Here is a 16,680-nt window from a genome sequence, read left to right as displayed (position 1 = left end):
CGAACACGGAAGTTAAGCTCTTTAGCGCCGATGGTAGTTGGGGGCTTCCCCCTGTGAGAGTAGGACGTCGCTTCGCACATGTAAAACCCACTGAGTAATCAGTGGGTTTTTTGTTTTGTTTAAAAACTTTTATTATATATTATTCCAATGCTGGCAGTAACAATTGTAGTTCTTCAAGAAAAGATGGTTGAGTGTGTAGTGAAGGGCAATTACAACGACTAACAGCAAAAGATGTATTAATAGTTGAGCGTTTGGAAAACAAAAGCCTGGAAGCAGTGGCGTGTACAGTTGTTAAGGATAGTGATGAAAGTAGTAATTCAATTATCAATTTATAAGTAACCAATATCTGATTTATTACTAGCTAACAAATCAGCGTTAGCTAGTTTTTCATTTCTAATGCCAATGGTGGTCTGAAAGGTGGATGCGTCTTATAATAGAAGGACAATGAAAATGAGGTGAACATGGTGAACAATGATCGACCAATCGTTCAAGCATTAGAAAAGTTTGTTGCGGATGATCCACAATCTTTTCATGTGCCTGGGCATAAAAATGGGTTGCTGTCGAATTTGCCAAATGAAATTAAACAGGCATTAAAATATGATGTAACCGAACTGACTGGGCTGGATGATTTCCATCAACCAGAAGAAGCCATTCAACAGGCAGAGCAGCTCCTCGCATCTACATATGGGGCAAGTCGGAGTTTCTTTTTAGTGAATGGCTCAACAGTTGGAAACTTGGCAATGATCTATGCAACATGTGAAAAAGGAGATACAGTACTTGTTCAAAGAAATGCACATAAATCTATTTTTCATGCATTGGAACTTGTAGGAATAAATCCTGTATATGTTTCACCAAAGTGGGATATAAAAAGTCAGACAGCAAGTTGTATCGATTTGGAGACATTAGAGCAAGCGATAGAAAGCTACCCCCATGCGAAAGCGGCTATTTTTACGTATCCGACTTATTACGGGGTGACAGCAAATGATTTAGCGGAACAAATTGAATTGTGCCACGCATATAAGATTCCAGTTTTAGTTGATGAGGCACATGGTGCACATTTAACCGTATCGGAGGAGCTGCCTCCTTCAGCATTGGAGCTAGGTGCAGATATTGTTGTACAGTCAGCTCATAAAACATTACCCGCTATGACAATGGCTTCCTTTTTACATATGAAATCATCGTTAGTAAGCGAGCAGAAAGTAAACCGCTATTTACGTATGTTACAATCGAGTAGTCCATCGTATTTATTATTAGCTTCCCTTGACGATGCAAGAAGTTATGTGACGAACTATACGGAAACTGATTATGCATATTTTATAGAGAAACGCCAGCAATTTATTGAGTCTTTGACAATGGCAACGGACTTACAGGTTGTTGAAGTGAATGATTCATTAAAACTATTAGTCCGTGCTCCAGGTTATACAGGATTTCAATTAAAAGAAGCACTGGAAAAATTACATGTATATGTAGAGTTGGCAGATGCAAAGCAAGTACTTTTAATTTTACCGTTATTAAAGCAGGAGGACTCTTATTCAACTACGGAGGATTTATGTAACCGTATGAAAGAGGCATATACACATTTAAAAAACTTCCCATGCATTGAAAATACAAATGAAATCGAAAGCTTCGAATCGATAACGATTACACAACCTGAGTATAGCTTTGAGGAAATAGAAAAGGCAGAGAAAGAATGGATTCCTTACATGCAAGCTGTTGGACGAATTTGTGCTACAACAATTATTCCGTATCCGCCTGGAATTCCATTACTTGTACAAGGTGAAAAAATTACGGGAGCGCAAATTAGTCAGTTGGAGGAGCTACTCGCTATCGGGGCACTGTTCCAAGGAGATCACCGATTACAGGAGAAATTAATACAAGTCATAATATAGATGCAGGGAGAATATAAAAATGCAAAGGAATTTATTTATTACGTTTGAAGGCGGGGAAGGTGCCGGAAAAACGAGTGTATTAAAAGCAATTGGTGAGCGTTTAAAAGAAAAACAGATTGAGGCATTACTTACACGTGAGCCGGGCGGGATTGAAATCGCCGAGAAAATTCGAGCGGTTATTTTAGACCCGGCCCATACAGAAATGCATGAGCGGACAGAGGCATTATTATATGCTGCAGCACGGGCACAGCATTTCTATGAAAAGATTACGCCAGCATTGGAAGAAGGAAAGCATGTATTATGCGATCGGTTTATTGACTCGTCATTGGCATATCAGGGCTATGCACGGGAAATCGGAGTCAATGATGTACTTGCTATCAATGAATTTGCGATAGGAAAGCGACTTCCGGATGTAACGGTTTTCTTTAATATTGCACCTGAAAAAGGATTAGCCCGCATTCATGCGACGCGCAGTGATGAAATTAACCGATTAGATTCTGAAGGATTGGCATTTCATAAAAAAGTATATGAAGGGTACGAGGAAGCAATGAGACGATACCCTGAGCGCTTTAAAATGGTGAATGCCGACCAGCCTATCGAAATGGTGATAGAAGAGGTATGGGGGATTTTAAATCCGCTATTAGGGTAAAAGTAAATGAAGTGTACCTTTTATTTATGATATAATAGAGGAACCAATTCAATGAAGGGGTGAGTACGGATGAAGTTAGTAGTAGCAGTAGTGCAAGATCAAGATAGCAACCGCTTATCGAATGCATTAACAAAAAACAACTATCGTGCGACAAAGTTAGCGAGTACAGGTGGGTTTTTACGATCGGGGAATACGACATTTTTAATAGGTACGGATGATTCTTTAATTCCAAAGTTATTAGATATTATTCGTGAGAACTGTCGATCACGTGAGCAAATGGTTGCTCCTGTATCGCCAATGGGGGGGAACGCAGATTCTTACATCCCGTACCCTGTTGAAGTTGAAGTTGGAGGAGCGATTGTATTTGTATTACCAATCGAACAATTCCATCATTTTTAATTTCTTTCAACAGACTGAAAGAAATTGAAGCCCTTGTCGGTATTGGTAAATTTGCGCAGCCATCATTATTGCGTTTATAAAGCCGAGTTCGGTAGTAAGTATAGTGGGGCGTTATTTCTTGGAGGCGAATGGTAATGAAGATTAATCAAGATCTCCGAACAAATTTAAATGCGAATCGCAATGATTTGCGTCCGGCAAATCAAAACGGCAATCGCTTTGGTGACATGATTGTAAAGCAAGAGTCCAAAATGCAGTCAGAGCAGCTCACAAGATTAATGGGTGATATTTCTACAGCGGGTGACCGAGTAGCAAGATCACGGAATCTACGTGAATTAGCACGCTTTAAAATGCTTGTGAAACGTTTTTTACAGGAAGCAGTAGATTATGGGCTTGAGACAAAGCAATCACATACATGGAACCGTTTTGGAGAAGGACGCCGCTTAAAAATTGTTGAAACAATTGATGAGCGTCTTGTCGAATTGGCAGAAGATATTTTAAATGAAGAAAAAGAGTCTATTGATTTATTGGCGAAAATTGGCGAGATTAAGGGACTTTTAATAAATCTGTATATGTAAAAAATGCCCGTGTCTTTGTTGTGCACTAGACACGGGCATTTTTCCAAGCAGAATATATATTGTTTGAATTGTACATAGGGGCATTCAAATAAATAGAAGCAGGAAATGAAAAAGGTGAGGGAATTGACACGAACTATTGAAGAGCTTACGAAGCTGCAACCTGTAGTGATGAAGCAACTACAAACAATTGTAGATAAAAATCGTTTAGCACATGCCTATATATTTGAAGGTGAAAAAGGTACGGGTAAACGAGATGTCGTCTCTTTTTTTATGAAACTTCTTCTTTGCGGAAATTTGTCAGAAAATGTTCCATGTGAAACATGTCGAAATTGCAGACGAGTCGATTCGGGAAATCATCCGAATATTTGGCAAGTAGAGCCTGAAGGACAATTTATTAAAATTGATCAAATAAGAGATTTAGTTGCTGAAATGAAGATGACAGGTGTTGAAGAAGGCAAAAAGATTTATGTGCTTCATCATGCAGATAAATTAAATATTGCGTCTGCTAATATGCTTTTAAAGTTTTTAGAAGAGCCGGACGGACAGGTCGTAGCGATTTTATTAACTGAGCAAATCCAATCTATCATTCCGACAATTCGTTCGCGTTGTCAGCATATTAAATTTGCTAAAGCGCCCCGTACGACGCTGATGGATCAGCTGGTAGAACAGGGAATTACAAATTCAATGGCATCGACAACAAGCATGGTGACAAATGATGTTGAAACAGCTATTGCACTTGCAAATGATGAGCAATTTGTACTTGCACGAAAAACAGTGTTAAAATTAGTAGAGATTGTTCATCAAAATGTTCATGAAGCACTATTATATATTCATGAAGAATGGCTTCCACTCTTCAAAGAAAAAGAAGATATGGAGCTAGCACTGGATTTGTTGCTGTTTGCGTACCGTGATATTGTAGCGATTAAAGCGAACCAGCAAGCAAAGTGCACGTATCCCGATATGTATCAACGATTTAATGAATTGGCACTCGTGTTGACATATGAAAAGCTGTCACGCCAAATGCAGTCTATTTTGCAGGCCCGCACAAATTTAAATCGTAATATGAATCGTACGTTATTGATGGAACAGCTTATGCTGAATCTTCAGGAGGGGTATACATTTGTATAATGTAGTCGGAGTTCGCTTTAAAAAAGCGGGTAAAATATATTATTTTGATCCAGCCGCTTATATTTTGGAAGTTGGCGAATATGTAATCGTAGAAACTGCACGGGGAATTGAATATGGCAAAGTCGTAGTACCAATGCGACAAGTCGGGGAGAATGACGTTGTTTTACCATTAAAACAAGTAGTTCGACCAGCCGATGAACGTGATCGTTTCCAGGTAGAAGAAAATACTATTGAGTCAAAACGTGCCTTTGAATTAGCGAATACGAAAATTGTTGAGCATTCGTTGGATATGAAGCTCGTTGACGTTGAATATACATTTGATCGCAATAAAATTATTTTTTATTTTACAGCAGAAGGACGTGTAGATTTCCGGGAATTAGTAAAGGATTTAGCTAGTGTATTCCGTACTCGAATCGAACTACGTCAAATTGGTGTTCGCGATGAAGCGAAGCTGCTTGGCGGAATTGGGCCATGTGGAAGAATGCTTTGCTGTTCGACATTTTTAGGTGATTTTGAGCCTGTGTCGATTAAAATGGCAAAGGACCAAAATTTATCGCTGAATCCGACAAAAATCTCCGGATTATGTGGACGTTTAATGTGTTGTCTAAAATACGAAAATGATGATTATGAAATTGCAAAAGAAGGTATGCCAGACATCGGTGATTTATCAATGACACCAGAAGGCGAAGGCAAAGTCGTCGGATTAAATGTATTAGAGCGACTCATCCAAGTATATTTGACGAAGCAGGAGCGTATGGTTGAATATACGCTTGAAGAGCTTATGCAATATGAGAAAAATCTGATATAGATAGAATTAATGGGGTGGCTTGAGTGAAGGACCGTAATTTTTTGGATACTGTTATGGAGTTCGAACAACAGCTTGAATCAATGCAACAGCAATTTAGCGCACTTAAGCAATTTGTTGCGCATATGATGGAGGAGCATCAGACGCTTCAAACAGAAAACCTTCACCTACGTACGCGCTTAGAAGAACTATTAGCGAATGAAGCAACTGCAAGTAAACGAGTAGAAGAGCTAAAAAAAGAACCAGTAGATATTGGCGAAGGGTACGATAATTTAGCAAGGCTTTATAATGAAGGTTTCCATGTATGTCACGTGCATTTTGGAAGCTCACGTAAAGGTGAAGATTGTTTGTTCTGTCTATCATTTTTAAATAAACAAAATGGTTAAAAACAAAAGGCTGAATCTGCTAAAGTAGATATCAGTCTTTTGTTTAGAAAAGGCTGATTAAAAAAGCAGTTAAGTGGAGGATTTAATAGTGGAACAATGGTTGAAGGATGATGAGCGATTAGATTATTTACTGGCGGAAGATTTACGAATTATTCAAAGCCCATCCGTCTTTTCGTTCTCATTGGATGCAGTATTACTGGCGCGATTTGTACAAGTCCCGAAAAATAAAGGACATATTATTGATTTATGTTCAGGCAATGGGGTAATCCCACTCTTTATGAGTGCGCGGACAAATGCAAAAATTACTGGTGTAGAATTACAGCCGCGGTTGCATGATATGGCAACACGCAGTATTGCATACAATAACTTGGCACAACAGATCGACATGCAGCTTGGTGATGTAAAAGATGCACCTGGAACACTAGGTATTGAAAAATATGATGTTGTGACATGTAATCCTCCTTATTTTTTGGCACATGAGTTGAGCGAAAAAAATACGAGCGAGCATTATGCAATTGCTAGGCATGAGCTGTATTTAACGCTTGATGAGGCAATCATAGCAACAAGCCGTCTGTTAAAACAAGGCGGAAAGGCGGCCTTTGTACACAGACCAGGCAGACTTTTGGATATTGTTAGTGCAATGCGAGCGAATCGGCTGGAGCCAAAGCGCATACAGTTTGTTTATCCAAAACGGGGGAAAGAAGCGAATACATTACTGATTGAAGCAATTAAAGACGGCAAGCCGGACTTAAAAGTATTGCCACCATTGTACGTATATGAGGATAATAATGAGTATACGCCAGAAGTGAGGGCACTTTTATATGGAGAAGGAAACTAAACATTACTTTTATGTGCTAGAGTGTAGTGATGCTACACTATATGCAGGCTATACGAATAATTTAGAGAAGCGAATTGCAACACATAATGCAGGTAAAGGGGCAAAATATACACGAGCACGCGGGCCAGTAACGTGTATTTATTATGAAACATTTGAAACAAAACAGCAGGCAATGTCTGCTGAATATGCATTTAAACAATTAAAGCGACCCCAAAAAATAAAGTATATAAGGAGTGCTGCAGATGAACTCACAAAAAAGTAGCCAGCATGAACAAGGGAGCTGTCTATACTTAGTAGCGACACCAATAGGCAATCTAGAAGACATGACGATGCGTGCATTGCGTATTTTAAAAGAAGTCGATATTATTGCTGCAGAAGATACACGTAATACGAAAAAGCTATGTAATTATTTCGATATTCAAACACCGCTTATTAGTTATCATGAGCATAATATTGAAGTAGGTGGCGAGAAACTGCTTGGCTATTTGCAAGAAGGAAAATCCATTGCATTAGTAAGTGATGCAGGTTTACCTTGTATTTCGGATCCTGGGGCTGATATTGTCGTAAAAGCAATTGCAGAAGGATTTGCTGTCGTACCAATCCCTGGAGCCAATGCCGCTTTAACTGCTCTAATTGCATCCGGTCTTTCTCCACAGCCGTTTTATTTCTTCGGCTTTTTAAAACGAAGCAAAAAGGAACGCAGAGAACAGCTGGAAAAATTGTCGAAGCGAGAAGAGACGCTGATCTTTTATGAAGCACCACATCGTTTGAAGGAAACATTGAAAGACTTACAGCTCGTATTAGGTAACCGCAAAATTACACTGGCACGGGAATTAACGAAGAAATTTGAAGAGTTTTTGCGGGGTACAATAGAAGAAGCGATCATTTGGGCAAGTGAAAATGAAATTCGCGGTGAATTTTGTATCGTGCTGGAAGGCAATACTTCAGGTGAAATCGACGATGAAGAAGAAGCTTACTGGACAACCATGTCATTGGATGAGCATGTTACTTATATAATAGAAGAAACTCAAATATCTTCAAAAGAAGCCATTAAAGAAGTAGCCAAATTACGAAACATACCAAAACGTGATGTTTACCAGGCGTACCATCAATAAAAAAGCGTTGAAAAGTCAACATACTTTTCAACGCTTTTCATATTTGGTAAAATAATACTTTACTTTACATAAACTAGTGAACGCTTAACCGCTTCATTTGTTTAAATAAGTGATATTATTTTTTTAAGTTTTCTTGAATTTCTTTCACTAATGCTTCTGCACCTTCAGAAGACAAGATTAATTTACCGCCTACTAAACGCATGTTTTCATCAGAAACTTCACCAGTTACTGCACATGTCATGTTAGGCATGTATTTTTTTAAGATGATTTTGTCGTCATCCACATAGATTTCTAAAGCGTCTTTTTCAGCAATACCTAATGTACGGCGTAATTCGATTGGAATTACTACACGTCCTAATTCGTCTACTTTACGTACGATACCTGTTGATTTCATATTAATATTTCCTCCTAATATAAGAAAAGTTATTTAAATTCGTCAAAATTCGACATTCATCCTGATCTAGTTAAAATCATAACAATTAATACCATATACGTCAATAATTTAGCATTCAAATTTCCTACGTTTAGGAAACTTTTTTGTCATATTTGTACTTTTTAAGGAAATTATAAAAAATATTTACCATAGAATATTTAGAATAGTCGAAAAGATTTAAGTAATTGCCAAGATTTAGTTTCGATTATTCGACAAAACTCAATTCCAATAAACTTTCATTGAAACAATTTTCGTACTTCGTTAGAATAAGACTTATACTTAACAAACAAATGGAGGCACTTTCGTGAGTGAACAACAAACATTCTATATAACAACCCCAATTTATTACCCGAGTGGAAAGTTTCATATCGGTACTGCATATACGACAGTTGCATCTGATGCAATAGCGCGATATAAGCGTCTAAAAGGATTTGATGTCCGTTTTTTAACAGGCATGGATGAGCACGGACAAAAAATTCAGGAAAAAGCACAAGAAGCTAATATGCATCCGCAAGATTATGTAAATGAAATTGCAGAAGGCGCCAAGAAATTATGGAATACTATGGATATTTCCTATAATGACTTTATTCAAACCACTGAATCACGTCATAAAGATTCTGTAGAGAAAATTTTCCAGAAGTTCTTAGACAACGGTGACATTTATAAAGGCGAGTATGAAGGACTTTATTGTGTGCCTTGTGAGTCTTATTATACTGAGACGCAATTAGTCGATGGAAAGTGCCCGGATTGTGGGCGAGATGTGCAAAAAGTGAAGGAAGAGTCATATTTCTTTAATATGAAGAAATACTCAGACCGCTTGCTTGCTTATTATGAAAATAATTTAGAGTTTATCGAGCCGGAATCTCGCAAAAATGAAATGATCAATAACTTCATTAAACCAGGTCTGGAAGATTTATCTGTTTCCCGTACATCATTCGACTGGGGAATAAAAGTACCAGGGAATCCGAAACATGTTATTTACGTATGGGTAGATGCATTATCGAACTATATTACTTCTTTAGGATATGGTTCTGACAATGAAGAACTATTCAATAAATATTGGCCGGCAGATGTCCATGTAGTAGGGAAGGATATTGTTCGTTTCCATACAATTTATTGGCCGATTTTCTTAATGGCATTGGACTTACCATTACCAAAGAAAATTTTTGCACACGGTTTCATTATGATGAAAGACGGAAAAATGTCGAAATCTAAAGGTAATGTTGTGTATCCGGAAATGTTAATCGAACGATACGGTTTGGATGCAACACGTTATTTCCTATTGCGTGAGCTGCCATTTGGTCAAGATGGCGTATTTTCACCTGAATCATTCGTCGAGCGGACAAATTTCGATTTGGCAAACGATTTAGGAAACCTTTTAAACAGAACAGTTTCCATGATGAACAAGTATTTCGATGGGGTAATTCCTACTGAAAACTTGGAAGCGACACAATTTGATGCAGCATTAAAAGAACATGCTGAGAATGTACGTGTTAGATATGAAGAAAGTATGGAAAAAATGCAGTTTAGTGTCGTACTTTCTGAATTATGGTCATTAGTTTCACGTACGAATAAATATATCGATGAAACATCTCCTTGGGTACTGGCAAAAGAGGAAGCCGATAAAAATAAACTTGCTGCTGTTATGAATAATTTGGCAGAAAGCTTACGTCATATTGCAGTTATGATTCAGCCATTCATGACAAATGCGCCCAAACAAATTATCGAACAATTAGGTCTTGATGAAAAATTATTACAATGGGACACAATTGAAACATTCGGTAATGTTATTCCGAAAAACATAAAAGTGGCTGAAAAAGGAACACCGATCTTCCCGCGTCTTGATACAGAAGTGGAAGTAGCTTACATTCGTGAACAAATGCAAAGCTCTGTAAAAACAGTACAGGAAGAAGAAACGACACCTGTTGAAGCACCGGATACAGAAGAAATTACAATTGATGATTTCATGAAAGTAGATTTACGTGTTGCGACAGTATTGGCATGTGAACCAGTAGCAAAAGCCAAGAAATTATTAAAGCTGCAGGTTGATTTAGGTTATGAACAACGTCAAGTGGTATCAGGGATTGCCGAGCACTATAAACCGGAAGAACTTATCGGTAAAAGGGTAATTGTCGTTGCTAATTTAAAACCTGTTACATTACGCGGCGAATTATCTCAAGGAATGATTTTAGCAGGCTCACATGAGGGAGTTTTAACATTGGCTACTGTTGATCCTAAATTAGCAAATGGTGCACAAGTGAAGTAATTTGAAAAAAGTCTGTTGGAACCGAAAAGTTCAGCAGACTTTTTCATTACTTTACAAATAGTATAAAAAACTATTTAAATATAATTTATATATGGTTGAAAAAGGATGTTTAGTGGTTTTTTGGCACTTCATCACCCAATTTTTAGCGATTATACAATAATAAATATGTATTTTGTAACCTATATGTAATAATACTGAAAACTAAGAAATATGATCTATGAGTACAATACACGATAGGAGAAATGAATATGAGCACATTTATAGATACACATGTCCATTTAAACGCAGATCAGTATGATGAAGATTTACAGGAAGTAATTGACCGTGCTATTGAAGCCAACGTAGAAAAGATGGTTGTCATCGGCTTTGACAAAAAAACGATAGAGCGTGCGATGCGACTAGTAGAGGATTACGATTTTATTTATGCAGTGATTGGTTGGCATCCGGTAGATGCAGTTGATTGTACAGACGAGTATTTAAACTGGATTGAAGAACTGGCAAAGCATCCTAAAGTTGTCGGAATCGGTGAGACAGGACTGGATTATTACTGGGATAAATCTCCGAAAGATGTTCAACAGTATTGGTTCCGTAAGCAGATCCAATTGGCAAAAAAACTCGAATTACCAATTATCATTCATAATCGCGATGCAACAGGCGATGTTGTGCGGATTCTACAAGAGGAGGACGCAGCAGCTGTTGGCGGGATTATGCATTGTTTTGGCGGTAGTGTTGAAACAGCTCGCGAATGCATAAACATGAATTTCATGATTAGTCTAGGAGGACCGGTAACATTTAAAAATGCACGTCAGCCAAAAGAAGTCGCGGCAGAAATTCCGCTGGAGCATTTGCTAATTGAAACAGATGCGCCTTATTTAGCCCCACATCCATTTCGCGGAAAACGAAATGAGCCGGCATTCGTTACATTGGTGGCAGAGGAGATTGCTCGTCTGAAAGAATTGCCTGTGGAAGAAGTTGCTAATAAAACAACGGAAAATGCAAAGCGCTTTTTTAAAATTTAATGCTAAATACATCAAAATAACGGTAGAAATTAATTACGGATTTTTACGTTAGGATTGTTTTTCAAAGTGCAAAAGGTTCTTGATGATAAGACGCCTCCAATACTAGTTGCAGTACGAGTTCAAGCAAAATGCCCAATTTTTGATAAATTCTTTTTTATTGACAGTAAGAAAACTAGTACGTATAATCCAACTTTGTATTAAGGAGGCGTTATTTTCATGTCAAATCAATCCATGAAAAGCCAGTTCTTAGGATCATTGAGGAGTAAGCAAACAGGGGTCCGAATTCTTTCTGTAGTCCTGTTTGTATCTGTAATTGCATTTGTTCTATACCACGGAACTAAAACTCCCGTTACGTTAACAGCTGACGGTGAGACCACAAAAATTTATACACACGCAACTACGGTTGATGAGCTATTGACAGCTCAAAATATAGATTATACAAAATATGATAAAGTATCACCCTCACTGAGTACCAGTATTGATAGTGGAATGTCAATAGAATGGGAACAGGCAAAAGAAGTAGTAATTTCAGTTGATGGAAATCAGTCTAAAGTTTGGACAACTGAAAATGTAGTGAAGAACATTTTGGAAGAAGCAAATATTGAAGTAACAGAGCATGATCTTGTATCACAAAGCTTAGATACAGAAGTAGGAGCCGATAACAAAATCGATATTCAAAAAGCGTTTCAGTTAACGCTTGTCGATGGCAAAAAAGAGAGACAAGTATGGTCCACTTCGACTACGGTCGCTAACTTTTTAAAACAACAAGAGGTTCAATTAGGTGAATCGGATCGTGTCGAGAGAGGTTTGGAGGAAGTTATCGCTCCAAATGATAAAATCGCAGTTGTTCGCGTAGAAAAGGTTACCGATGTAGTGGAAGAATCAGTAGATTTCGCAATTGAAAAGAAAAATGATTCTTCTTTATTAAAGGGCAAAGAAAAGGTTGTTTCAGAAGGTGAAAAAGGTAAGGTAGAACGTACATACTCTATTGTTAAAGAGAATGGTAAAGTCGTTTCGAAAAAACTTGCTTCTGAAAAAGTAGTTAAAAAAACAAAAACAAAAGTTGTATCTGTAGGGACAAAAATTGTCACTGCAAATGTTTCCCGATCTAGTGAACCAAGTTCAGGGAAAGAGTTTTATGTAACAGCAACAGCATATACACCAAATTGTGCAGGCTGCTCAGGTATTTCGGCAGCAGGTCTTAACCTGCGCGCAAATCCGGATATGAAGGTCATTGCAGTAGACCCTAAAATTATTCCATTAGGAACAAAAGTATGGGTTGAAGGCTACGGGAATGCTGTAGCTGCTGATACAGGCGGTGCAATAAAAGGTAAAAAAATTGATGTCTTAGTACCGACAACGTCCAAAGCAAAAAACTGGGGGCGCAAAAAGGTACGTATTAAAGTACTGAACTAAATTTTATTGCCATTCATTAAATTCCCTTTATACTGAAAGAGTAGCGGCAAGTACAGAAAACATTCACCTTTTTAGTTGGGTGATGAATGCTTGTTTTGTTCGTTTCAGCTGTGTTTCAAACGCTCGCTGAATGAAGAGGAGCTCCTTGGTGGATGTCATAGAACTTTTTAAAGGGACCCAGCCTTCATTTGTCATATGTTGTGGCAACGGCTGACTTACCCACATTATGTATGCCTAAAAAAACCTGGATGCAATTACACCGAGGTGTAATTGATTATTCAGTTGTATGATATTAAATTAACATTCCAAAATGTATATTGGCTTTCTCGCTTTTTGACTGATGGCGAGGGAGCTTTTTTCATTGAAGTTAGCACAGCGGTAACAAAGTGCAATCTATGGTAAAATAGCGAAAGACTAAGTTAGAAATGAGGAACGTTTCTTGGATATACAAGAGATTATTGTTGTTGAAGGAAAAGACGATACAACAGCGATTAAGCGTGCGACAGGAGCAGATACTATAGAAACAAACGGTTCTGCAATTTCAGATGAAGTCCTGCGCCGTATTGAGCATGCCCAGAAAAAAAGAGGCGTCATTGTATTTACGGACCCTGATTACCCTGGCCGCCGTATTCGCGCGATTATAGAAGAGCGGATACCAGGTGTGAAGCATGCGTTTTTAGCAAAGGCGAAAACAATTGCCAAAAACGGCAAAGGTTTAGGGATTGAACACGCAAACGATGAGGATATCCGTGAAGCATTAAGCAATGTGTATACATTGGCAGATTCTCAAATTGAGGAAAGAATTACACTGGAAGATTTAATGATAGCCAAACTGATAGGACACCCGCAATCAAAAAAACGTCGGGATCAGTTAGGGGAAATTTTAAATATAGGAATGACAAATGGTAAACAGCTTCATAAACGATTGATGATGTTTCAAATAACAATCGAGCAGTTTGCAGAAGCAATTTCGCAATTAGATCAGGAGGATACGCATGCATAAAGACATTGCTACACCGGTACGTACAAAAGAAATTTTAGAAAAATACGGATTTTCATTTAAAAAGAGCTTAGGGCAAAACTTTTTAATCGACCCGAATATTTTACGTAATATCGTCAGTCACGCTAATTTAACGGAAAATAGTGGAGCGATTGAAGTTGGACCTGGGATTGGTGCATTGACAGAGCATTTAGCCCGCGAGGCAAAAAAAGTCGTATCGTTTGAAATTGATCAAAGGCTTTTACCTGTACTCGAGGATACATTAAGCCCTTATGACAATGTAAAAATAGTCCATTCGGATATTTTAAAGGCCGATGTTGCACAAGTAATCGAAGAAGAAATGCCAGGTATTGAAGATATTATGGTCGTGGCTAATTTACCTTACTATGTGACAACACCAATCTTAATGAAGCTTTTAAATGATCGTTTACCGATTCGCGGCTTTGTCGTGATGATGCAGAAGGAAGTAGCGGATCGTATTACCGCAAAACCGGGTACGAAGGCATATGGCTCCTTATCAATTGCAATTCAGTATTACGTAACAGCGGAAATCGCGATGGTTGTGCCAAAAACGGTATTTATGCCACAGCCCAATGTAGATTCGGCAGTAATTCGTTTAATTAAACATGAAAATCCTCCAGTGAAAGTAATTGACGAGGACTTCTTATTTGAAGTATCCCGTGCTTCGTTTGCACAACGTCGTAAAACAATTTTAAATAATTTACAAAATGGACTTGTTAATGGTAAGCAAAATAAAGAGCTTATCCTTCAAGCATTAGAAGAAGCCGGAATTGAACCATCACGTCGTGGTGAAACATTGTCAATCCAAGAATTTGGAAAATTAGCGGACTGCTTATATCCTAACTTTTGTGTAAGACAATAAAGTGAATTTCACATTAAAAAATTTTAAGAAATCTTAAGAAAAAAGTTGACGACTTTGTATCACGGTGATAAAATATTATATTTTATTGACATTTTAATTACATCATGGTATACTATTTTATAGTGAGGTGTATGCAAAAATGCCAAAAACGTTAGCAGACATTAAAAAATCATTGGATAGTCATTTGGGTAAACGTTTGCAATTAAAAGCAAATGGTGGTCGCAAGAAAACAATTGAATGTGAAGGCGTCTTAAGTGACACTTACCATGCAGTGTTCGTTATTGAACTAAAGCAGGAAGATAATGCGTGCAAGCGCGTGTCTTACAGTTACACAGATATACTTACCGAAGCAGTAGAGATTACTTTTTTAGATGATGCTGTAGCTACCATCAAATAGTTTTTCTAGTACTTATTTTAATATTTTTAAAAAAGCGCTCATTTAAAGTGAGTGTTTTTTTCTTTTTTGCACATGCTAAAAGCGTCAACGAAAAGGAGGTTTTTTGCATGGCAAGACAAAAAATCATGTCGAGTCGTCTAAAGGAAGAGATTGCAAAAGAACTTGGATTTTACGACGTAGTTCAACGTGAGGGTTGGGGCGGTATTAAAGCCCGTGATGCAGGAAACATGGTAAGACGCGCGGTTGAAATGGCTCAGGAAAACTTAGCTAAACAATCGCAGAACAACCAAAAATAAGTTGACACAAAGATGGCACCATCGTAGGTTCTCGCTTACGGTGGTGTTATTTTGATTGCAGGAAAGCGGTTTTCTTAATACTTAGAATGTCTTACTACTGAATTGTCTGGCATACATTTTTTTACGATAATTTGCGAAGAAAAGTGAATGTTTTCGTGCATAATACAAGGCTTCCGTATGGTAAAATAGGGGCAATAGAATTTTAATCGCGTATTACATATTATGCGTGCCTTATACAGTAGGAGGAATTTTCAATGTTATACGTAAAAGCACCCGCAAAAATTAACTTAACACTTGATGTGCTTTATAAACGTCCGGATCATTATCATGAAGTGGAAATGATTATGACAACGGTCGATTTGGCCGATCGAATTGGACTGGAATCACGAGCAGACGGTCAAATTAAAATTATTTCGACAGATAATTTTGTCCCGGATGATCAGCGGAATTTTGCTTACCAGGCAGCAGAGCTTTTAAAAAATACATACGGTATTAAAGAAGGCGTAACCATTTCAATTGAGAAGCAAATTCCTATAGCTGCGGGTCTAGCGGGTGGAAGCAGCGATGCAGCGGCTACATTGCGCGGTTTAAATGAGCTTTGGGATCTAAATTTAACGTTGGACGAGCTTGCGGAGCATGGAGCGGAAATCGGTTCTGACGTATCATTCTGCGTCTATGGCGGTACAGCTTTGGCAACAGGGCGCGGGGAAAAGATTAAAGAACTATCCGCACCTCCAACTTGCTGGGTCGTTTTGGCCAAGCCGAAAATTGGCGTATCGACAGCGGATGTATACGGTGGACTGAATATTGAAGGACTACAGCATCCAAACACGAAAGAAATGATTAAGGCAATTGAAACGGATGATTATGAGCTAATGTGCCATTCACTTGGAAATGTTTTGGAAACTGTAACATTTGAGCTTCATCCTGAAGTTATAACAATTAAAGAACAAATGCAGCGCTTTGGTGCCGATGCGGTACTAATGAGCGGCAGTGGTCCGACAGTATTTGGGCTAGTGGAAAATGAAGCACGTGTCAGCCGTATTTATAATGGATTACGTGGTTTTTGTGAGGAAGTTTATGTAGTACGTATGTTGGGGGAACGAAATCCACTTGCATAAATACGTATAATTATGGTAATTTGACTATTAAATATTCGTATTTTATTAATTAATGTTTAGGAGAG

The 16,680-nt window shown here is 38.0% G+C and carries 19 protein-coding genes and 1 rRNA gene; 19 read left to right on the top strand and 1 reads right to left on the bottom strand.

Annotated features, from left to right (window positions below; genetic code table 11):
- From rrf to rsmI, 11 genes are all read left to right on the top strand, one after another.
- Window positions 1–76: ribosomal RNA gene (gene rrf, locus ACQKN3_RS19645) — 5S ribosomal RNA — on the top strand; the annotation flags it as partial.
- A gap of 385 nt (window positions 77–461) precedes the next feature.
- Window positions 462–1,889 (top strand): aminotransferase class I/II-fold pyridoxal phosphate-dependent enzyme, encoded by a 1,428-nt coding sequence (locus ACQKN3_RS19640; RefSeq protein ID WP_427714239.1) that lies wholly within the window; start codon window positions 462–464, stop codon window positions 1,887–1,889.
- A 19-nt stretch (window positions 1,890–1,908) separates the two neighbouring features.
- Window positions 1,909–2,538 (top strand): dTMP kinase, encoded by a 630-nt coding sequence (tmk, locus tag ACQKN3_RS19635; RefSeq protein ID WP_427714237.1) that lies wholly within the window; start codon window positions 1,909–1,911, stop codon window positions 2,536–2,538.
- Between the two features lie 69 nt (window positions 2,539–2,607).
- Window positions 2,608–2,937, top strand: a complete 330-nt coding sequence (locus ACQKN3_RS19630) for a cyclic-di-AMP receptor (protein WP_079523149.1) — start codon at window positions 2,608–2,610, stop codon at window positions 2,935–2,937.
- 134 nt (window positions 2,938–3,071) lie between these two features.
- Entirely contained in the window at window positions 3,072–3,512 is a 441-nt protein-coding gene (locus ACQKN3_RS19625) for a YaaR family protein (protein WP_251691575.1), read from the top strand.
- A gap of 105 nt (window positions 3,513–3,617) precedes the next feature.
- Window positions 3,618–4,640 (top strand): DNA polymerase III subunit delta', encoded by a 1,023-nt coding sequence (gene holB / locus ACQKN3_RS19620; protein WP_427714233.1) that lies wholly within the window; start codon window positions 3,618–3,620, stop codon window positions 4,638–4,640.
- Window positions 4,633–5,448, top strand: coding sequence for a PSP1 domain-containing protein (locus tag ACQKN3_RS19615; RefSeq protein ID WP_008408311.1), 816 nt, complete (start codon window positions 4,633–4,635; stop codon window positions 5,446–5,448). Before holB ends, ACQKN3_RS19615 begins: the two co-directional genes overlap by 8 nt.
- Window positions 5,449–5,471: 23 nt before the next feature.
- Window positions 5,472–5,831, top strand: coding sequence for a DNA replication initiation control protein YabA (gene yabA, locus ACQKN3_RS19610; protein WP_079523146.1), 360 nt, complete (start codon window positions 5,472–5,474; stop codon window positions 5,829–5,831).
- A gap of 88 nt (window positions 5,832–5,919) precedes the next feature.
- Window positions 5,920–6,669 carry a tRNA1(Val) (adenine(37)-N6)-methyltransferase gene (locus tag ACQKN3_RS19605; RefSeq protein ID WP_427714230.1) on the top strand — a complete coding sequence of 250 codons (750 nt, stop codon included), beginning with the start codon at window positions 5,920–5,922 and terminating at the stop codon, window positions 6,667–6,669.
- Window positions 6,653–6,931 carry a GIY-YIG nuclease family protein gene (locus ACQKN3_RS19600; RefSeq protein WP_251691569.1) on the top strand — a complete coding sequence of 93 codons (279 nt, stop codon included), beginning with the start codon at window positions 6,653–6,655 and terminating at the stop codon, window positions 6,929–6,931. Before ACQKN3_RS19605 ends, ACQKN3_RS19600 begins: the two co-directional genes overlap by 17 nt.
- The gene (rsmI, locus tag ACQKN3_RS19595; RefSeq protein ID WP_251691567.1) at window positions 6,912–7,784 is read left to right on the top strand and encodes a 16S rRNA (cytidine(1402)-2'-O)-methyltransferase; all 873 of its coding nucleotides are present in this window, start codon (window positions 6,912–6,914) and stop codon (window positions 7,782–7,784) included. Before ACQKN3_RS19600 ends, rsmI begins: the two co-directional genes overlap by 20 nt.
- 115 nt (window positions 7,785–7,899) lie before the next feature.
- Here rsmI and ACQKN3_RS19590 read toward each other — a convergent pair whose 3' ends face one another.
- Window positions 7,900–8,178, bottom strand: a complete 279-nt coding sequence (locus ACQKN3_RS19590) for an AbrB/MazE/SpoVT family DNA-binding domain-containing protein (RefSeq protein ID WP_285848974.1) — start codon at window positions 8,176–8,178, stop codon at window positions 7,900–7,902.
- 343 nt (window positions 8,179–8,521) lie between these two features.
- Here ACQKN3_RS19590 and metG point away from each other — a divergent pair, with 343 nt between their 5' ends.
- The 8 genes from metG (at window position 8,522) to ispE (ending at window position 16,615) form a co-directional block, all read left to right on the top strand.
- On the top strand, window positions 8,522–10,483 hold the full coding sequence (gene metG / locus ACQKN3_RS19585) for a methionine--tRNA ligase (RefSeq protein ID WP_427714226.1): 1,962 nt from the start codon (window positions 8,522–8,524) through the stop codon (window positions 10,481–10,483).
- Window positions 10,484–10,731: 248 nt separating this feature from the next.
- The gene (locus ACQKN3_RS19580) at window positions 10,732–11,502 is read left to right on the top strand and encodes a TatD family hydrolase (protein WP_251691563.1); all 771 of its coding nucleotides are present in this window, start codon (window positions 10,732–10,734) and stop codon (window positions 11,500–11,502) included.
- Between the two features lie 216 nt (window positions 11,503–11,718).
- Entirely contained in the window at window positions 11,719–12,918 is a 1,200-nt protein-coding gene (locus ACQKN3_RS19575) for a ubiquitin-like domain-containing protein (RefSeq protein WP_427714222.1), read from the top strand.
- A gap of 439 nt (window positions 12,919–13,357) precedes the next feature.
- On the top strand, window positions 13,358–13,921 hold the full coding sequence (gene rnmV / locus ACQKN3_RS19570; protein WP_251691558.1) for a ribonuclease M5: 564 nt from the start codon (window positions 13,358–13,360) through the stop codon (window positions 13,919–13,921).
- Window positions 13,914–14,801, top strand: a complete 888-nt coding sequence (rsmA, locus tag ACQKN3_RS19565; protein WP_427714219.1) for a 16S rRNA (adenine(1518)-N(6)/adenine(1519)-N(6))-dimethyltransferase RsmA — start codon at window positions 13,914–13,916, stop codon at window positions 14,799–14,801. The genes rnmV and rsmA overlap by 8 nt, the downstream gene beginning before the upstream one ends.
- Window positions 14,802–14,940: 139 nt before the next feature.
- A complete protein-coding gene (gene veg / locus ACQKN3_RS19560) occupies window positions 14,941–15,198 on the top strand; it encodes a biofilm formation stimulator Veg (protein WP_008408296.1) in 258 nt (85 codons plus the stop codon).
- Between the two features lie 107 nt (window positions 15,199–15,305).
- Window positions 15,306–15,494, top strand: a complete 189-nt coding sequence (locus ACQKN3_RS19555; RefSeq protein ID WP_008408295.1) for a small, acid-soluble spore protein, alpha/beta type — start codon at window positions 15,306–15,308, stop codon at window positions 15,492–15,494.
- 254 nt (window positions 15,495–15,748) lie between these two features.
- Entirely contained in the window at window positions 15,749–16,615 is an 867-nt protein-coding gene (gene ispE / locus ACQKN3_RS19550; RefSeq protein ID WP_251691553.1) for a 4-(cytidine 5'-diphospho)-2-C-methyl-D-erythritol kinase, read from the top strand.
- Window positions 16,616–16,680: the final 65 nt, after the last annotated feature.

This window comes from Solibacillus sp. NPDC093137, from assembly GCF_050280445.1.
Classification (GTDB): domain Bacteria; phylum Bacillota; class Bacilli; order Bacillales_A; family Planococcaceae; genus Solibacillus; species Solibacillus isronensis_B.
The sequence above is the reverse complement of the archived record's forward strand: the minus strand, read 5'-3'. Positions and strand labels throughout refer to the sequence as shown.